General features: G+C 67.0%; 13 protein-coding genes and 2 pseudogenes. 10 read left to right on the forward strand and 5 right to left on the reverse strand.

Annotation, left to right across the window (positions count from 1 at the left end; genetic code table 11):
• Positions 1-48: 48 nt before the first annotated feature.
• Positions 49-840, forward strand: coding sequence for a hypothetical protein (locus tag B0I31_RS31370; RefSeq protein ID WP_106619003.1), 792 nt, complete (start codon positions 49-51; stop codon positions 838-840).
• Positions 837-2,063, forward strand: a complete 1,227-nt coding sequence (locus tag B0I31_RS31375; RefSeq protein WP_106619004.1) for a helix-turn-helix domain-containing protein — start codon at positions 837-839, stop codon at positions 2,061-2,063. Before B0I31_RS31370 ends, B0I31_RS31375 begins: the two co-directional genes overlap by 4 nt.
• Before the next feature lie 126 nt (positions 2,064-2,189).
• Here the strand turns inward: B0I31_RS31375 and B0I31_RS31380 are convergent.
• The 3 genes and pseudogenes from B0I31_RS31380 to B0I31_RS43155 form a co-directional block, all read right to left on the reverse strand.
• Positions 2,190-2,855 (reverse strand): annotated as a pseudogene (locus tag B0I31_RS31380) (transposase); the annotation flags it as partial.
• Positions 2,818-2,973 (reverse strand): annotated as a pseudogene (locus B0I31_RS43150) (transposase); the annotation flags it as partial. The pseudogenes B0I31_RS31380 and B0I31_RS43150, both read right to left, overlap by 38 nt.
• 15 nt (positions 2,974-2,988) lie before the next feature.
• Complete coding sequence (locus tag B0I31_RS43155) at positions 2,989-3,093, reverse strand: transposase (protein ID WP_425444438.1); 105 nt, start codon at positions 3,091-3,093, stop codon at positions 2,989-2,991.
• 205 nt (positions 3,094-3,298) lie between these two features.
• On the opposite strand from B0I31_RS43155, the gene B0I31_RS40150 reads away from it, so the two are divergent.
• A complete protein-coding gene (locus B0I31_RS40150; protein WP_146174012.1) occupies positions 3,299-3,793 on the forward strand; it encodes a hypothetical protein in 495 nt (164 codons plus the stop codon).
• A gap of 169 nt (positions 3,794-3,962) precedes the next feature.
• Here the strand turns inward: B0I31_RS40150 and B0I31_RS31385 are convergent, their stop codons facing one another.
• Complete coding sequence (locus B0I31_RS31385) at positions 3,963-4,862, reverse strand: LacI family DNA-binding transcriptional regulator (RefSeq protein WP_106619005.1); 900 nt, start codon at positions 4,860-4,862, stop codon at positions 3,963-3,965.
• Between the two features lie 133 nt (positions 4,863-4,995).
• The gene (locus B0I31_RS41315) at positions 4,996-5,859 is read right to left on the reverse strand and encodes a carbohydrate-binding domain-containing protein (protein WP_219910874.1); all 864 of its coding nucleotides are present in this window, start codon (positions 5,857-5,859) and stop codon (positions 4,996-4,998) included.
• Positions 5,860-6,311: 452 nt separating this feature from the next.
• Here B0I31_RS41315 and B0I31_RS31400 point away from each other — a divergent pair, with 452 nt between their 5' ends.
• The 7 genes from B0I31_RS31400 to B0I31_RS31430 all read left to right on the forward strand — a co-directional run bounded on the left by B0I31_RS31400 (position 6,312) and on the right by B0I31_RS31430 (position 16,316).
• Positions 6,312-7,589 (forward strand): ABC transporter substrate-binding protein, encoded by a 1,278-nt coding sequence (locus B0I31_RS31400; RefSeq protein ID WP_106619006.1) that lies wholly within the window; start codon positions 6,312-6,314, stop codon positions 7,587-7,589.
• 44 nt (positions 7,590-7,633) lie between these two features.
• Complete coding sequence (locus B0I31_RS31405; protein ID WP_219910875.1) at positions 7,634-8,512, forward strand: carbohydrate ABC transporter permease; 879 nt, start codon at positions 7,634-7,636, stop codon at positions 8,510-8,512.
• A complete protein-coding gene (locus tag B0I31_RS31410) occupies positions 8,509-9,381 on the forward strand; it encodes a carbohydrate ABC transporter permease (protein ID WP_106619007.1) in 873 nt (290 codons plus the stop codon). Before B0I31_RS31405 ends, B0I31_RS31410 begins: the two co-directional genes overlap by 4 nt.
• Positions 9,382-9,450: 69 nt before the next feature.
• A complete protein-coding gene (locus B0I31_RS31415) occupies positions 9,451-10,449 on the forward strand; it encodes a LacI family DNA-binding transcriptional regulator (protein WP_219910876.1) in 999 nt (332 codons plus the stop codon).
• A 259-nt stretch (positions 10,450-10,708) separates the two neighbouring features.
• A complete protein-coding gene (locus B0I31_RS31420; RefSeq protein WP_106619008.1) occupies positions 10,709-12,334 on the forward strand; it encodes a cellulase family glycosylhydrolase in 1,626 nt (541 codons plus the stop codon).
• 321 nt (positions 12,335-12,655) lie between these two features.
• Positions 12,656-13,948, forward strand: a complete 1,293-nt coding sequence (locus B0I31_RS41325) for a pectate lyase family protein (protein ID WP_245950575.1) — start codon at positions 12,656-12,658, stop codon at positions 13,946-13,948.
• A gap of 115 nt (positions 13,949-14,063) precedes the next feature.
• On the forward strand, positions 14,064-16,316 hold the full coding sequence (locus B0I31_RS31430) for a rhamnogalacturonan lyase family protein (RefSeq protein WP_106619010.1): 2,253 nt from the start codon (positions 14,064-14,066) through the stop codon (positions 16,314-16,316).
• Positions 16,317-16,321 lie beyond the last annotated feature (5 nt).

Raw genomic sequence — 16,321 nt, forward strand, 5'->3', positions numbered from 1 at the left:
GGTTGATTCCAGTGCGGCGAATACTGGATTTGGTGTAGATTCTGCGCCGTGAGGGAACAGCGGGAAGTGATCTCCGAGCTGGGTGAGGCCGGGGTTCTGGCTGGTGTGCGGTGGGCGTACGTGTCCGCGACCACGCGGTCGTTGGAGCAGTACTCCGAGGCCGACGGCCATGACGCGGCGTGGCTGGGCAACACGAGGTACACGCTGTTCCGCGACCGCCTGGACCGCGTGTTCGCCTGCGAGCGGTACGCGGTGCACTCGGGGAACGACGACGCGGACCTGGACGTGCTGTACGACCAGTTGTCCGGGCGGGACATCGCCTCGATGCCCCGCCTGGACTCCGGTCTGGTCCGCCGCGCGGACCTGAACGGCAGTCCCGGCTGGGCGCACGGTGACCGGCGGTTCCTGCTCGCCTCCTGCGACTACGGCAAGCTCGACAACCTGCCGTGGCCGCGCAAGAGCCCGACGAAGCAGCGGGTGGCCGGCCAGCGCAACCCCGAGCCGCCGCAGCCGTCGCTGTTCGACGACGACGAGATCGGCGGACTCGAAGCCCTGCTGACGGCCCAGCACGATCTGGACCTCGCGACCTACGTCGTCGGGCACACCTTGGACCCGTTGAGCCAGCAGATGGAGATCGTCCTGGGCCGGCCTCGGTTGAACACCGGCGGCGGTCAGGCGTGGTACTGGTACCAGGACCTGCTGGTCGTCCCGCCCGCGACCGGTGGACGTCGCATCGACGGCACGCCGTTGCCGACCGGCCCGACCACCACACCTGACGCACCTGTCCGGCTGCGCCCCGCCGAGGAACGACGCAACGACCGCCGTCGTGGTCAGCGGTGAGCTCTCGCACCCCCACCGCTGACCGGGCGGCGGAGGTCGCCGCGTTCTTCGACGGTGCCCGCCTGACCATGGCCAGGCACCTGGCCGGCCTGCGCAAGAGCGACCTCGCCGCCCTGATCGACAAAAGCCCCACCGCGGTGAGCGGGTGGGAATCGGGAGCCAAGAGGCCCACGGCCGCCACGGTGGCGCAGCTGGCGTTGAGCCTGGCGGTGGAGCCGGGCTTCTTCGCGATCCGCCCGGACGACGTCGCCGCGGTGAGCACCACCCCGCACTTCCGCTCGCTGCGCTCCACCAGCCAATTGGCCCGCGACCAGGCCTACGCCTACGGGCAGTTGGCCGTGGACATCGCGGCCAGTTTGGAGCGGCACGTCGAGTTCCCGGAACCCGACGTCCCGTGCCTCCCCGTCGCGGTGGACGACCGCGACGGGGACGGACCCGAGCGCGCCGCGCGGCTCGTCCGCGAGCAGTGGGGGATCGGGGAAGGCCCCGCCGGGCACCTGATTCGGCTGCTGGAGAACCACGGGGTGCTCGTCGTGTTCAGCCCGCCCCAGGCGGCATCGGTCGACGCCTACTCGTTCGACAGCCGGCTGCGCCCGGTGGTGATACTGAATCCGATCAAGCGCGACTACTACCGCCAGCGCTTCGATGTGGCGCACGAGCTGGGACACCTGGTCATGCACAGCGACGCCGAACCCGGTGGCCGGACCGTCGAGGACCAGGCCCACCGCTTCGCCGCGGAGTTGCTCATGCCCGCCGACCAGATCCGCGACCTGCTTCCCTCCGCCATGGGCGGCAACGCCTGGCGGACACTGGCCCGGCTCAAGGAGCAATGGGGCGTGAGCATCCAAGCCCTGCTCTACCGGGCCCGGTGGCTGGGCCGGCTCAGCGACGTGTCGTACCGCAACGCGATGACCACCATCTCGACACGCGGCTGGCGACGCGACGAACCCGGGCTGATCACCGCCATCGAACAACCGTCCCTCATGCCACGCGCGGTCGAACTCCTCGTGCAGGAAGGCATCGACGAAGCGGTCCTGATCGAGCAGTGCCGCGTGCCACCGGACCTGTTCCACGTCGTCACCTCCCGCACCCCGGAGAGCGGCGTGCCCCAGGTGGTGCCGACGACGCAGCGAGCCGGAGGACGAGTGGTCTCGCTGTTGGAACGTCGACCACATGCCAGCTCGAGCCAACCTGGCGAGCCGCATGCACGCGATCACAACTAGGCATCCGGCCTGCCCGGCGGATGCTCCTGTCCAGGGCAGACCTGCTCCTGTGCCTCATGGCCGAGATGCAGCCCGCCCATAGCGCAGGACGGCTTCCACTCTTTGCATGGTCGAATGTGATGTGAGTCACACTTCCTGTGGTCCGAAGGCGAGGGATGGGCTGCGGCTCGACACATACGAGGTGGTTACCTTCGGGACCAATTCCGAGTGACCGTTTCCAAGCTGATGAGGTTGGGTGAGTCGGCGGCTGGAAATGCGGATCATGGACCAGCGGACCATGGCCTCGTAATGGTGGCGCAGTCGTTCGTAGTCGCGGACGCAGTGACGGTGCCCGGTGATCCACGCCAACGTGCCCTCTACCACCCACCCTCGTGGCAGCACGGTGAAGTACGGCACCTGCTGGCGTTGGACGATCTCCATCGCCAGGCCGAGAACCCGGCGGGCCCTCTCGATCAGAGGGCCGGTGTAGCCGCCGTCGGCCCACACCAGCACTGCCCGTTTCCCGGCGGTGGCGCGCATCCGGCGCAGCAGGCTGCGGGCGGCGACCCGGTCCTGGGCCGAGGCCGGGGTCACCAGCACCGCCACCAGCAGGACCAGGGTGTCCACGACGATGTGACGCTTACGGCCCGCGACCTTCTTCCCACCGTCCCACCCCCGGGTGGCCCGACCGACGGTGGCGGCCGCGCGCACCGACTGCGAGTCCATCACCGCCGCCGACGGTGCCGCCACCCGACCCTCGGCCAGGCGGACCCGGTCACGCAACGCGTCGAGCAGCCGCTGGAACGCACCGACCTTCTCCCATAAGGCGGAAGCGCCTGTAGACCGTGGGCCACGGCGGGAAGTCCACGGGCAGGGCCCGCCACTTGATCCCGTTGTCGACCACGTACAGGATCGCGTCCACGATCACCCGGCGGCGGTGCTTCTTCTACCGCCCGCTCTTCCCGGCCAGGCACGCCGGGTCCGGCAGCAGCGGGTCCAGCTCGGCCCACTGGGCGTCGGTGACGTCGGTCGGATACCGGGCCGTCCGCACGCTGGACTGGTGGGACGCGGCCAGGCGGCAGCAGGGGGTACCCGCGGTGGAACCGCCCGCTGGCATCGGGCACGAGAACAACGGAACTCCTGGCAGAGCGGCGCTTCGACAACGTCCGATCTACCAGCGGTTCCCCTGTCTGCGCACCAAACGGCCCTCACCTGCTCAAGCGCGGAAACGGCCGCTAATCGCCCTTGCGGTGAACGTGGGAGGCCTCCTCGTCGCGGGCGAATACGGTAAGGCGGCGTTCGACGCGGTCGGGCCGCTGTTGTTGATCGGCTGGTCGGAAGTCGGCCCTGGTCTGCTGCAAGCGATCAGCACGACCACGAGTTCATCGAGTGTCGTTGGCGATGGTGACGGACAGGGCGGACCCGCCCACGAGGCAGCTGATGACTGTCGAGGAGTGGCGCGCTTTCAGTTCACGGAGGAGATCGTCATGCAACCGGCAGGTCTGCGGGCTGTTGGCTGGCGTTCCCCGGAAACTCTCCTGGCGCAGGCACGGCAGGAGGACTTGGCTCATCGGACGGCTCGGCAGAAACCGATCTCGGCAGATGCGCTTCGTGTCCGGCTGGGCATCGGTGCTTCGCAGGCGCGACGGCTTGTGAAGATCATTCGATCGGAGTACGAGGGCGGGCGCGTTCCGCCTCTGGGTAACGCCACCCACAACGCAGTAGCGGCTGAGAGTTTTGTAGCGGCTTGATGGAATTGAGTCCGCGTGGTGACACCGGTCCTGGCTGGTCCCTGGAGGGACGGCGGGTACGCCGCGCAGCGACCGCGCCTGTCGTGCAGACTCTGTTTCAGCCCTGTCCTCGACGTGGGCCGGGCAGTCCTGCCGTCAAGCGCCTTGGCGCGCTCGGATGGTCTGGTCGTCACTGTGGGATGTGATGGGGCCACCCCGAAGGAGCACCGGTGCTGGCGCGGACCGTCAACCGTGGCTCCAAGAGGTGAGTCCGCCGCGCACCGGACAAGGCGATGTCCACCGCTGCCTGACCGAGGGTTTCGGGGAGGGCTCCGACCGAGGTGATGGCCACTGGTGCGCGGGAGGCCGTTTCGTCGGAGCACAGAGCCATCACCGACACGTCCCGCGGTACACGGAGATGACGCTGATCCAGCTCGGAGAGCACCTCGCCGATCGGCAGCTCGTCTGCGACGACCAGTGCGCTGGGGTGGGTTTCCACCGGATTGAGGCCTGGCTGCCAGACCTGTGTCCGCACGGTGCAGCCCAGGGCTCGGGCGGCGCTGGCGAAGCCCCAGAAGAAGTCCTCGAGCGGATCCCGGTGCAGGAGAGCAACGGTGCGGTGTCCGAGATCGGCCAGGTAGGTGGCGCATTGCGTGCCCGCGGCGGCGCGGTCGACGTCGACCCGGGAGTCTTCGACCGCGCTGTCCGGTGTGCCGACCCGCACCACGGGCACTGACGAGTGGCCGGGTGCGGTGGCCGGCGAGACGACGATCAGCGAGTCGACTTCTTGGGCGCTCGTCGCATCGGCGGTCGCGCCCAGCAAGAGGTCCACGTCATCGCGTCGTGCGCGTGTTGATGCGGCTACCAGGAATGAGCCGAGCCACATTGGTCCCACGTCGGCCTGTCCGGGGAGGAGCAGCGCCAGCGTCTTGTTGCGGGTGAGCCGCCGTGGTTCGTAGCCGAGGACTCGGACGCTGTCTTCGATGCGTTGTCGGGTGTCGGTCGAGATCGAGCGTTTCCCGCTGAGGGCGTAGGACACCGTGCTCAGCGAGACACCGGCGTGTCGGGCGACGTCGGCGAGGGTGGTCATGCTGCTTCACTCCTGCTTTGAAAACGGGTGGTCCGTCCCGGTCGCTCCTGGGCAAGGGCGCGACCGGGACGGACCGGTGGTGGCGGGACGGCCTCGGGGGAGAGGTGCCGTCGCCGCGCGGGAGGGTGTTGGTCTAGATGGGGCGGACGTCGACCCAGAAGCGGGTGTCGTTGCTCAGGTTCGCCGAGTTGCTGTCGATCCGGCTCTTGATCCAGTAGATGGCGGTCTTGTAGCCGTTGATGTCGCTGGTGTTGGGGTTGTTCAGGCCCGACTCACCGTTGCGGTGGCCGGCGAACCAGGTGTTGAGGCCGTAGCCGCTCTGGCTCTGGTGCAGGCAGGAGATGTCGGCGGAGAGGTTGCTGTTGAGCACCGCGCCGTTGTTCCACTGGCTGACCGACTGGCCGCTGAACCGGCTGCACTTGGAGCGCAGCATCAGCCAGTTCTGCTTGAAGATGCCGAAGTTGGCGGCGTCGTAGGTCTTGTTGTCGCCGTAGGCGTAGTTGGTGGACATGTTCTCGGTCTCCAACATGGCCACGGCGAGGTCGAGGCTGTTGCCGCCGGCGTTGCGGATCTGCTGCTTGCGGTAACCCAGGCCGCTGACGCTGTAGGAGCCGCAGCTCATGCCCGACGGGCAGGCCGTCGAGCCCCCACCGCCTCCGCTTCCGCCGTCGGCCGCGCCGCCCCGCACGACGCAGGAGCGGCTGTTCTCCCAGCCCCACCCGTCGCCGTCGGGATCGGAGGAGCTGCCGTTGGCGCAGTACGGGTAGCCGTTGGGAGCGTTGCCGCCGCTGCCCGAGCCGGTGTCGGCCGCGCCGCCGCGCACGACGCACGAGGCACTGTTCTCCCAGCCCCAGCCGTCCCCGTCCGGGTCGCTGGAGCTGCTGCTGCAATAGGGGTAGCCGTTGGGCGCGTTCTCGGCGACCGCGGGCCCCGCGCCGAGTACGGAGCCCGCGACCGCCAACAGCAGTCCGAGCACCAACCCGATCGATCTCCTCATCGCTCTCACTCCTTTGTGCGAGTCGTCGTAGCGGCGGAGCAAGGCCAGGGTGCAGAACTTTACCGCTTAAGTCAACCGGCGCCGATGATCCGGTCCGAGCGGAAGCTTGATCGGGTGTTGAGCCTGTTGTGGGTTCCGTGGTGGTCGTCGATGACAATTCTTGTCCGATAATAGCTTAGCAGTGCTAACGTGTGCTTAAGCAAATCAGTCGATATTTATGCAGGTCAGCGGTGCTGTATGAACTATTAGGCAAGTGCATGAACTATTTTTGTGCAGGTACTACTTTTGCCTTGTCGGCCCTCTTCTGGGCTTGCCCCGAGGGCGGTGAATCGATGTCGTTGTCAAGCTTGACCGGTTAATCCGATCTGACGTACGGTCTCGGGCACCTCCGGCAGAGTCGCGATACGCCGGTGTTTCGCAATGACGCGCACCGTTATCCGAGGAGCAGCACAATGGGAAAGTTCAGGGCGGGGGTCGCTGCCGCCGCGGTGGTCCTCGTCGCCGCGTGCGGCAGTGACGGGACCGACACCGGCGCGGACGGGAAGATCGAGGGGAAGATCACCGTCCTGACCAACCGCACCGACCTCGTCGACACCAAGTTCAAGGAGTACGCGGAGCAGTTCAAGCAGCTCCACCCCGACGTGGAGGTGGTCTTCGAGGGCATCACGGACTACGACAACGAAGTCAAGATCCGGATGAGCACGGACAACTACGGTGACGTGCTGCTGATCCCGAACTCGATCACCTCGTTGTCCGACCTGCCGGACTACTTCGAGCCGCTGGGCTCGGTGTCGGAGCTGGGGCAGAAGTACCGGTTCGTCACCGAGAAGGCGTTCGAGGACAAGGTCTACGGTCTCGCGGTGACGGGCAACGCGTTCGGCTTCGCCTACAACAAGAAGGTCTGGGCCGCAGCCGGGGTGGACAGTCCGCCGACCACGCCGGAGGACTTCCTCGACGCGTTGGAGGCGATCAAGGACAAGACCGATGCCGTCCCGCTGTACACGAACTACCGCAACGGCTGGCCGCTGACCCAGTGGCAGGACGCGCGCGGCTCGGTCAGCGCGGATCCCCAGGTTTCGAACAAGATGGCCGCGGACGACTCGCCCTGGGCCGAGGGCAAGACCCAGCACACCATCGACTCGCTGCTGTTCGACGTGGTCGCGAACAAGCTCACCGAGGACGACCCGCTCACCACCGACTGGGAGTCGTCCAAGAGCATGATCGGCACGGGGCAGATCGCCACCATGATGCTCGGCTCCTGGTCGATCACCCAGCTGCGCGCCGCGGCGCCGAACAAGGACGACATCGGCTACCTGCCATTCCCGGTGCAGGTGGACGGCAAGTTCCACTCGGCCATCGCCGGCGACTACAAGAACGGCATCAACATCCACTCGAAGAACAAGGACACCGCCCGCGCCTGGGTCGACTGGTTCGCCGAGAAGTCCAACTTCGCCACGGCGGAGGGTGGGATCTCCCCGCTCAAGGACGGCCCCGAGCCGGACACCCTGGCCGACTTCGCCGCCGCCGGCGTCGAGTACTTCGAGGTGGACCACGCCCAGGACGCCGTCGTCACCAAGATCGACGACGCGGCCGAGATCGGGTTGTACGAGCAGACCTATCGACAGGGGCTGGTCGATGCGGCCCGTGGTGCGAGCGGGAAAAGCAAGCAGGACGTCTTCGACGACCTGAACACCCGCTGGGCCGAGGCCAAGGCCCTGGTCACGAAGTGACGACCCGCACCGCGCCGGCACCGACCGCTCCCTCTCGGCGGTCGGTGCCGGTTCGTCACCGCAAACGCCGGGCCGGCGCGCTGCCGTGGCTGTTCCTGGCGCTTCCACTGCTGCTGCTGGCGGTGTTCACCTACATCCCCGTCATCAGCATGGCTTGGTACAGCACCACGTCGTGGAACGGCGTGAGCAAGCGGATGCCGTTCGTCGGCGTCGAGAACTACGTCGAGATCTTCACCAGGCCGCAGCTGTTCGAGGTGTTCCTGGTCAGCCTCTACTACGTCGTCGCGGCGTTCCTCCAGTTGGCGGTGGCGCTGTACTTCGCGACGCTGCTGAGCTTCCGAGTCCGGTTCGGGAACCTGTTCAAGGGCCTGCTGTTCTTCCCATACCTGATCAACGGTGTGGCCATCGCGTTCGTGTTCCTGTACTTCTTCCGTCCCGACGGCACGTTGGACTCGCTGCTGGAGTTCGTCGGACTGTCCGGGCACCAGTGGCTGGGTGACCCGGACACGGTGAACTACTCGCTGGCGGGCGTGTCGGTGTGGCGCTACACGGGACTGAACTTCGTGCTGTTCCTCGGCGCCATCCAGTCCATCCCGTCGGACCTCTATGAGGCGTCCGACATGGACGGTGCGACGCGATGGCAGCAGTTCCGGCACATCATCCTGCCCGGCATCCGACCGGTCGTGGGCCTGATGTCGATCCTGGCCCTGGCCGGTTCGCTGTCGGTGTTCGAGATCCCTTACATCATGACCGGCGGCGCGAACGGCAGCCGGACGTTCGTCATCCAGACCGTGGACATGGCCTTCCGGTTCGACAAGGTCGGCCTGGCCTCGGCGATGGCGTTCGTGCTCCTCGCGCTCGTGCTGCTGGTGACCTGGGTGCAGCGCCGCCTGTTCCCCGACGACCGGAGCACGACCCCATGACCACCACCTCCACGAGCACACGCAAAACCGCAGTCCACAAGACCGCCACCATCCGCAAGGCCGGACCCGTCGCCTACCTCTCGCTGGTGCTCGCCGGCCTGGTCGCGGTCGTGCCGCTGGCCGTGGTGCTGCTCGCCTCCCTCAAGGATGCCGCCGAGTTCCGCGCTGACGGCCCGTTCGACCCGCCGTCGGACTGGTTGAACTTCGACAACTACGCCACCGCGCTCACCGACGGTGAGATGGGCACCGCGTTCCTCAACACCACGATCATCCTGCTGTTCTCCGTCACCGGAACCATCTTCATCGGCTCCATGACCGCCTACGCCGTGGACCGGTTCCGGTTCCGCCTGCGCGGCACCGTGCTCGCCGCCTTCCTCGTCGCCTCGCTCGTGCCCGCGGTCACCACGCAGGTCGCCACGTTCCAGGTGATCGACGTGCTCGGCCTGCACGACACCCGCGCCGCCGCCGTGCTGCTGTTCACCGGCACCGACATCGTGTCCATCTACATCTTCCTGCAGTTCATCCGGTCCATCCCGCACGACCTGGACGAAGCCGCCCTCGTCGACGGCGCCTCCCGCTGGACCATCTACTGGAAGGTCATCCTCCCGCTGCTCAAGCCCGCCATCGCCACCGTGGTGATCGTCAAGGGCATCGCCATCTACAACGAGTTCTACATCCCGTTCCTCTACATGCCCTCGCGCGACCTGGGCGTGATCTCCACGTCCCTGTTCCGCTTCAAAGGGCCGTTCAGCGCCCAGTGGGAGGTCATTTCGGCCGGCGTGGTCATCGTCGTGCTGCCCACGCTGGTGGTGTTCCTGCTGTTGCAGAAATTGATCTACAACGGACTCACCGCCGGTGCCACGAAGTGAGCAGCCTCCACGTCGTCAAAGCACCCGTCCTCCAAGTCGATCGGCATGGTGTCGATGAGACGGCCGACGATGTCCGACATCGCCCGCGAGGCGGGAGTTTCCAAGGTCGCCGTGTCCTACGCGCTCAACGGCCGTTCCGGGGTGTCCGAGGCGACCCGCCGGAGAATCCTGGAGATCGCGGCCCGCCTCGGGTGGCGCCCCAACAGCGCGGCCCTGGCCCTGGCCGCCGACCGTACACACGTCATCGGGCTCGCGGTACCCCGTCCGGCGAGGGCACTCGGCGTGGAACCGTTTTTCATGGGCTTCCTGTCCGGCATCGAAGCCGAACTGGCCGAACACGAGTTTTCTCTGCTCCTGCACGTCGTGACGGATCAGGACGAGGAGATCGAGACCTACCGGCGATGGTCGGCCGGGCGCATGGTGGACGGCGTGATCGTCGTGGACCTGCGAACCGACGACGTGCGGGTACCGGTGCTGGGCGGGCTGGGACTGCACGCCGTCGTCGCCGGCGGCCCGGCGGGATTGGGAGGCCTCCCGGGACTGTGGACCGACGACGACGCGGCTCTCGACCTGGCCGTGGACCACCTCGCGGCTTTCGGGCACAGGAGGATCGCCAGAGTGGCGGAGATGACCCATCTCAGCCGTACGGCCGTGCGGACCGAAGCGTTGAGCGCGGCGACCCGTCGCCGCGGACTGCCCGAGCCGATCGTCGTGACGTCCGAGCCCGCGGGTGACGAAGGAGCGAGGGCCACGCGCCTCCTGCTCGCTCGACCGGAGCGTCCGACGGCCATCTTCTACGACAACGACGTGATGGCCGTCGCCGCGCTCGGCACCGCCACCGAGATGGGTGTCCAGGTTCCGGGACGCTTATCCGTGCTGGCATGGGACGACTCCGTGCTGTGCGAGCTGGTCCGGCCTCGACTGACCGCACTCGCCCGGGACAACGCCGGCTACGGCGCCCGTGTGGCCCGGCTGCTGCTGGATCGAGTCCACAACGGGCGCGAGCAGGCCGAGATGGACCTCGCATCGACCTTGCACATCAGGGACAGCACCGGGCCTGCCGCTTAAGCGGTTCAGTTATCGACTCGCCATGCTCCGAGCGCACTTCGCTTCGAAGCGCTTCGACCTCGCTCTATAGAAGTTTCCCTTGACACTTAAGCGGTTCATTGCTGAAGTGGGTGGGCGGTGCAGGGATCTCGGAACCACCGAGCATGTCCGCCCACCGCGCGGGGTTCCCCGATCGTCGACCCGCACGGAGGCGACGGGTGGCCCGAGCCGCCCCGGTATCGGGTTCCGCATTGTCAACGCCGACAACTGTGAGGAAGCAATGTTCAGACGATGGGCGATGGTCGCCGCGGTAGCGCTGACCGCCGCGGTCGTGCCCCTGGCGACCGCCCCCGCCGCCTCGGCGGCGAACGGGTTCTACGTCAGCGGGGGCAGGCTCTACGATGCCAACGGCAACGACTTCGTGCTGCGGGGCGTCAACCACGCGCACACCTGGTACAGCGACAAGACCACCCAGGCGATGAAGGACATCAAGGCGCTGGGGGCGAACAGCATCCGCGTGGTGCTCGGCTCCGGTGACCGGTGGACCAAGAACGACGCCTCCGACGTGGCGAACATCGTGTCGCAGTGCAAGGCCAACAAGCTGATCTGCGTCCTGGAGGTGCACGACACCACTGGGTACGGCGAGGACGGCTCGGCTACCAGCCTGGCGAGGGCGGCCAGCTACTGGCTGAGCATCAAGAGCGCGATCGCCGGCCAGGAGAAGTACGTCATCATCAACATCGGCAACGAACCCTACGGCAACCAGAACACCGGCAACTGGGTCGGTGACACCAAGAGCGCCATCCAGACCCTGCGCTCCGGCGGCCTGACCCACACGCTGATGGTCGACGCGCCGAACTGGGGCCAGGACTGGTCGGGGACGATGCGTGACAACGCGTCCTCGGTCTTCAGTGCAGACTCGCTGAAGAACACCGTGTTCTCCGTGCACATGTACGGCGTGTACGACACGTCGTCGGAGATCAGCTCGTACCTGAACACCTTCGTCAGCGCGAAGCTGCCGATCCTGGTGGGCGAGTTCGGGTACAACCACTCCGACGGCAACCCCGACGAGGACTCGATCATGTCCATCACCCAGTCGCTCAAGCTGGGCTACATGGGCTGGTCGTGGAGCGGCAACGGCGGCGGCGTCGAGTACCTCGACATGGCCAACAGCTTCAACGCCTCCAGCCTCACCAGCTGGGGCCAGCGGTTCTTCAACGGCTCCAACGGCATCAAGGCCACCTCCAAGGAGGCCAGCGTCTACGGCGGTAGCGGCGACCCGAACGACACCACGCCGCCGAGCACCCCGGGAACCCCCTCGGCGTCGAACGTGACGTCCAGCGGTGTCACCCTGTCGTGGAGCGCGTCCTCCGACAACGTCGGCGTCAGCTCCTACCAGGTCGTCCGCGTGAACAGCTCCTCCGAGACGACCGTGGCGTCCCCGTCCACGAACTCCGCCTCGATCAGCGGGCTCAGCGCCTCCACCTCGTACACCTTCGCCGTGTACGCACTGGACGCGGCGGGCAACCGCTCGTCCAGGTCGAGCGCCGTCACCGTGACAACGTTGTCAGGTGGCGGTGGCGGTGGCAGTTGCGACGTCACCTACCGGGTCAGCCAGTCGTGGAACGGCGGATTCCAGGGTGAGGTGGCGATCAAGAACACCTCGTCGTCGGCCGTGAACGGGTGGATGCTGGCGTGGTCGTTCTCCAACGGTCAGACCGTGACCCAGATGTGGCACGCCATCGCGTCGCAGAGCGGGTCCCAGGTCAGTGCCCGCAACGAGAGCTGGAACCCGGTGATCGCCGCCGGCGGTTCGTTGAGCCTCGGGTTCACCGGTTCGCACAACGGCACGAACAGCGCGCCGACCGCGTTCACGCTCAACGGGGCCACGTGCTCGGTCTCGTGACCGTATGACGGCAATGCCCGTGCGGACCACTCGTCTCCCGTGGTCCGCACGGGCTGGTCGCATACCTTTCTTCCGGTTTATGAATGTGAATCAATTGATTGGCAAGTTCCCCCAGTCGCCCTTGTGCTTCTCGAAACTATTGCGTTAGCGTCTTTGGGAGCGCTCCCAACGGTTCGCGAGAACCCGGTTTCACCTGTGTGAATGCCGCTTCGGAGAGCTTTTCCGCTCATTCCTGCTCGCAAGGAGGCGTGCATGAGTCTGCGCAAGGTATTCCGATCCCGGAAGGGTGCGGGAATTCTCGCGGGGGCAACGGTGGTCGCGGTGACCGCGGGTCTGGTGGTCGTCGGCGGCACGAGTGCCAGCGCTGCGGCCGGCTGCCGGGTCGACTACACGATCACCAACCAGTGGGACACCGGCTTCGGCGCGAACGTCACGATCACCAACCTGGGCGACGCGGTGTCGGGCTGGACCCTGCAATGGGACTTCGCCGCAGGCCAGTCCGTCGACAGCGGGTGGGGCGGGTCGTTCGCCCAGTCCGGCAGCACGGTGACGGTGACCAACGCCGCCTGGAACGGCTCGATCGGAACCGGCGCGTCGGTGACACCGGGCTTCAACGGCAAGTGGTCGGATTCCAACCCGGTGCCCAGTTCGTTCAAGCTCAACGGCGTAGCCTGCACCGGATCCACCACGGGAACCTCCACCTCCACGTCGACCACGACCTCCACCTCGACCACGACCACCACCACCAACCAGAACCCGCCCGGCGGCCTGGTCGGCTGGGCTACCCAGAACGGCGGCACCACCGGCGGTGGCAGCAGTTCGTCGGTGAGCGTGGGCAACTCCTCGGCACTGGCCTCGGCGGTGAGCGGCACGAGCGCCTCGGTCGTCCGGGTCACCAGCTCGTTCTCCTGTTCCGGGATGATCAAGGTCGGGTCGAACAAGACGATCCTCGGTGCGTCGGGGGTGACGATCTCCGGTTGCGGCCTGACCCTGAGCGGATCGAAGAACGTCATCATCCGCAACCTGTCCTTCTCCGGGTGGGACGACGACGCGATCAACGTCGAGTCGGGCTCCACGAACGTGTGGATCGACCACAACAGCTTCACCAACGGCTATGACGGCGCGGTGGACATCAAGCGCGCCAGCGACTTCATCACCGTGTCGTGGAACAGGACCTACAACCACGGCAAGACGATGCTGTTGGGCCACAGCGACGGCAATGGCAGCCAGGACATCGGTCACCTGCGCGTGACCTACCACCACAACTATTTCGACGGCTCCGGCACGCGGCACCCGCGCGTCCGGTTCGGCAATCCGGTGCACGTGTTCAACAACTACTACCGGGACAACGAGTACGGCGTCGCGTCGACCATGAACGCAGGTGTGCTGGTCGAGGGCAATTACTTCGAGAACGTCGACGAGCCGACCCTGGTCGGTTACGCCGGATCCGACCCCGGTGCGCTCGTGCAGCGCAACAACTACTTCGTCGGCTCCGGATCGCCGGAGTCCGCCGGTTCCGTCGCGAGCATTCCCTACTCCTACTCCGTCGACAACGCGAGCGGTGTCAAGTCCACCGTCGTGAACGGCGCGGGCGCGGGCAAGATCTCCGTCTGACGCCCTGAAAGCAGGTGGTGGGTCGGATCTGGCGGGCTCCGACCCACCACCACCCTGCCAACAACGGACAACGACGTCCCACGGCAGCGCCTGCGGGACGCGGACAGGAGCAACGATGCTCACAACCCTGTCACGGCGGGCGGCCCTGGCCGCGACCGCCGCGCTCGGACTGGTCGTCGGCCTGACCGCCGTCGGCGTCGCCTCGGCCACACCCGGCTGCGGGGTCGACTACGTGGTGCAGAACAGGTGGGAGGGCGGATTCTCCGCCAACGTCACCATCACCAACCTGGGCGACCCGGTCGACGGATGGTCCTTGGCCTGGGCGTTCCCCGGTGCCGAGCGGTACTCGCAGGGCTGGAACGCGGCGTTCACCGCGTCCGGCGCGGATGTGACCGCGACCAACGTCGACTGGAACAGATCGATTCCGACAGGCGGCAGCGTGGCGTTCGGCTTCAACGGAACCACATCGAGCACAACGGTCGGTGTGCCGACCTCCTTCGCCTTGAACGGCACCACCTGCACCGGTGGTACGAACCCGACAACAACCACCACGAGCTCCACCGGCACGACCACTACGACGACAACGACGACGACCACAACGACGACGACGTCGAACCAGCCGATTCCCGATCCCAGTGGCCGCAAGCAGGTCGAGCGGCTGGATCGTGGGCTGGTGAGCGTCCGCTCGGGCAACGGCAACCTGGTGAGCTGGCGGCTGCTCGGCGGTGACCCGCAGAACGTCGCCTTCAACGTGTACCGCAGCGGCGCCAAGCTCAACGGCTCACCCATCACCGGCTCGACCAACTACTACGACAACGGCGCCTCCTCCGACGCCTCATACACCGTGCGCGCCGTCGTCAACGGCTCCGAGCAGGCCGCGTCACCCGCCTCGCTGACGTTCGCCGACGGCTACCGGGACGTGCCCATCCAGTCGCCGGGAGGCAGCTACAGCGCCAACGACGCGAGCGTGGGCGACCTGGACGGTGACGGCGACTACGAGTTCGTGCTCAAGTGGGACCCCTCGGACTCCAAGGACAACTCGCAGTCCGGCTACACCAGCAACGTCTACATCGACGCCTACCGCCTCGACGGCACCCGCCTGTGGCGCATCGACCTGGGCCGCAACATCCGCGCGGGCGCGCACTACACCCAGTTCCAGGTCTACGACTACGACGGCGACGGCAAGGCCGAAGTCGCGATGAAGACCGCCGACGGCACCCGAGACGGCCGCGGCACGACCATCGGCAACGCGAGCGCCGACTACCGCAACTCGGCCGGCTACATCCTCTCCGGTCCCGAGTACCTGACGATGTTCAACGGCCAGACCGGCGCGGCGATGTCCACGGTCGACTACGTCCCGGCCCGCGGCACCGTCTCCAACTGGGGCGACAGCTACGGCAACCGTGTCGACCGGTTCCTCGCCGGCACCGCCTACCTCAACGGCTCCACCCCGAGCCTGATCATGGCGCGCGGCTACTACACCCGCGCCGTCGTCGCCGCGTGGGACTTCCGCAACGGCCAGCTCACCCGCAAGTGGACCTTCGACTCCAACAGCTCCAGTTCCGGCAACAGCGGCTTCGCGGGCCAGGGTAACCACGCCCTGACCGTCGGCGACGTCGACCAGGACGGCCGCGACGAGATCGTGTACGGAGCCGCCGCCATCGACGACGACGGACGCGGGCTGTGGAACACCGGCCTCGGCCACGGCGACGCCGCGCACTTGGGCGACCTCGACCCGTCGCGTTCCGGTCTGGAGTACTTCAAGGTCTCCGAGGACTCCTCCAAGCCGGGTTCGTGGTTCGCCGACGCCCGCACCGGCCAGCGCCTGTGGACCACCGCCTCCGGCGGTGACAACGGCCGCGGTGTGTCCGGCGACATCTACGCGGGCAGCGCGGGAGCGGAATCCTGGTCCGCCATGGACTCCAGCCTCCGCGACACCAGGGGCAACGCCATCGGCCGCGAGCCGTCGTCGATGAACTTCCTGGTCTGGTGGGACGGCGACCCGACCCGCGAGCTGCTCGACCAGACGAAGATCGACAAGTACGGCACGGGCGGCGAGACCCGGCTTTTGACCGGCTCGAACGTGTCGTCGAACAACGGGACCAAAGCCACCCCGGCGCTGTCCGCGGACCTGTTCGGCGACTGGCGCGAGGAGGTCGTCTGGCGCACCAGTGACAACAGCGCGCTGCGCATCTACTCCACACCCGACCAGACCGACCGGCGCATCCCCACGTTGATGCACGACACCATGTACCGGGTCGCGATCGCCTGGCAGAACACCGCCTACAACCAGCCCCCGCACCCCAGCTTCCACATCGGCAACGGCATGGCCACTCCTCCCTGGCCGGACGTGTACTACGCGGGTTGAGCCTT

This window comes from Saccharothrix carnea, assembly GCF_003014735.1.
Taxonomy (GTDB): Bacteria; Actinomycetota; Actinomycetes; order Mycobacteriales; family Pseudonocardiaceae; genus Actinosynnema; species Actinosynnema carneum.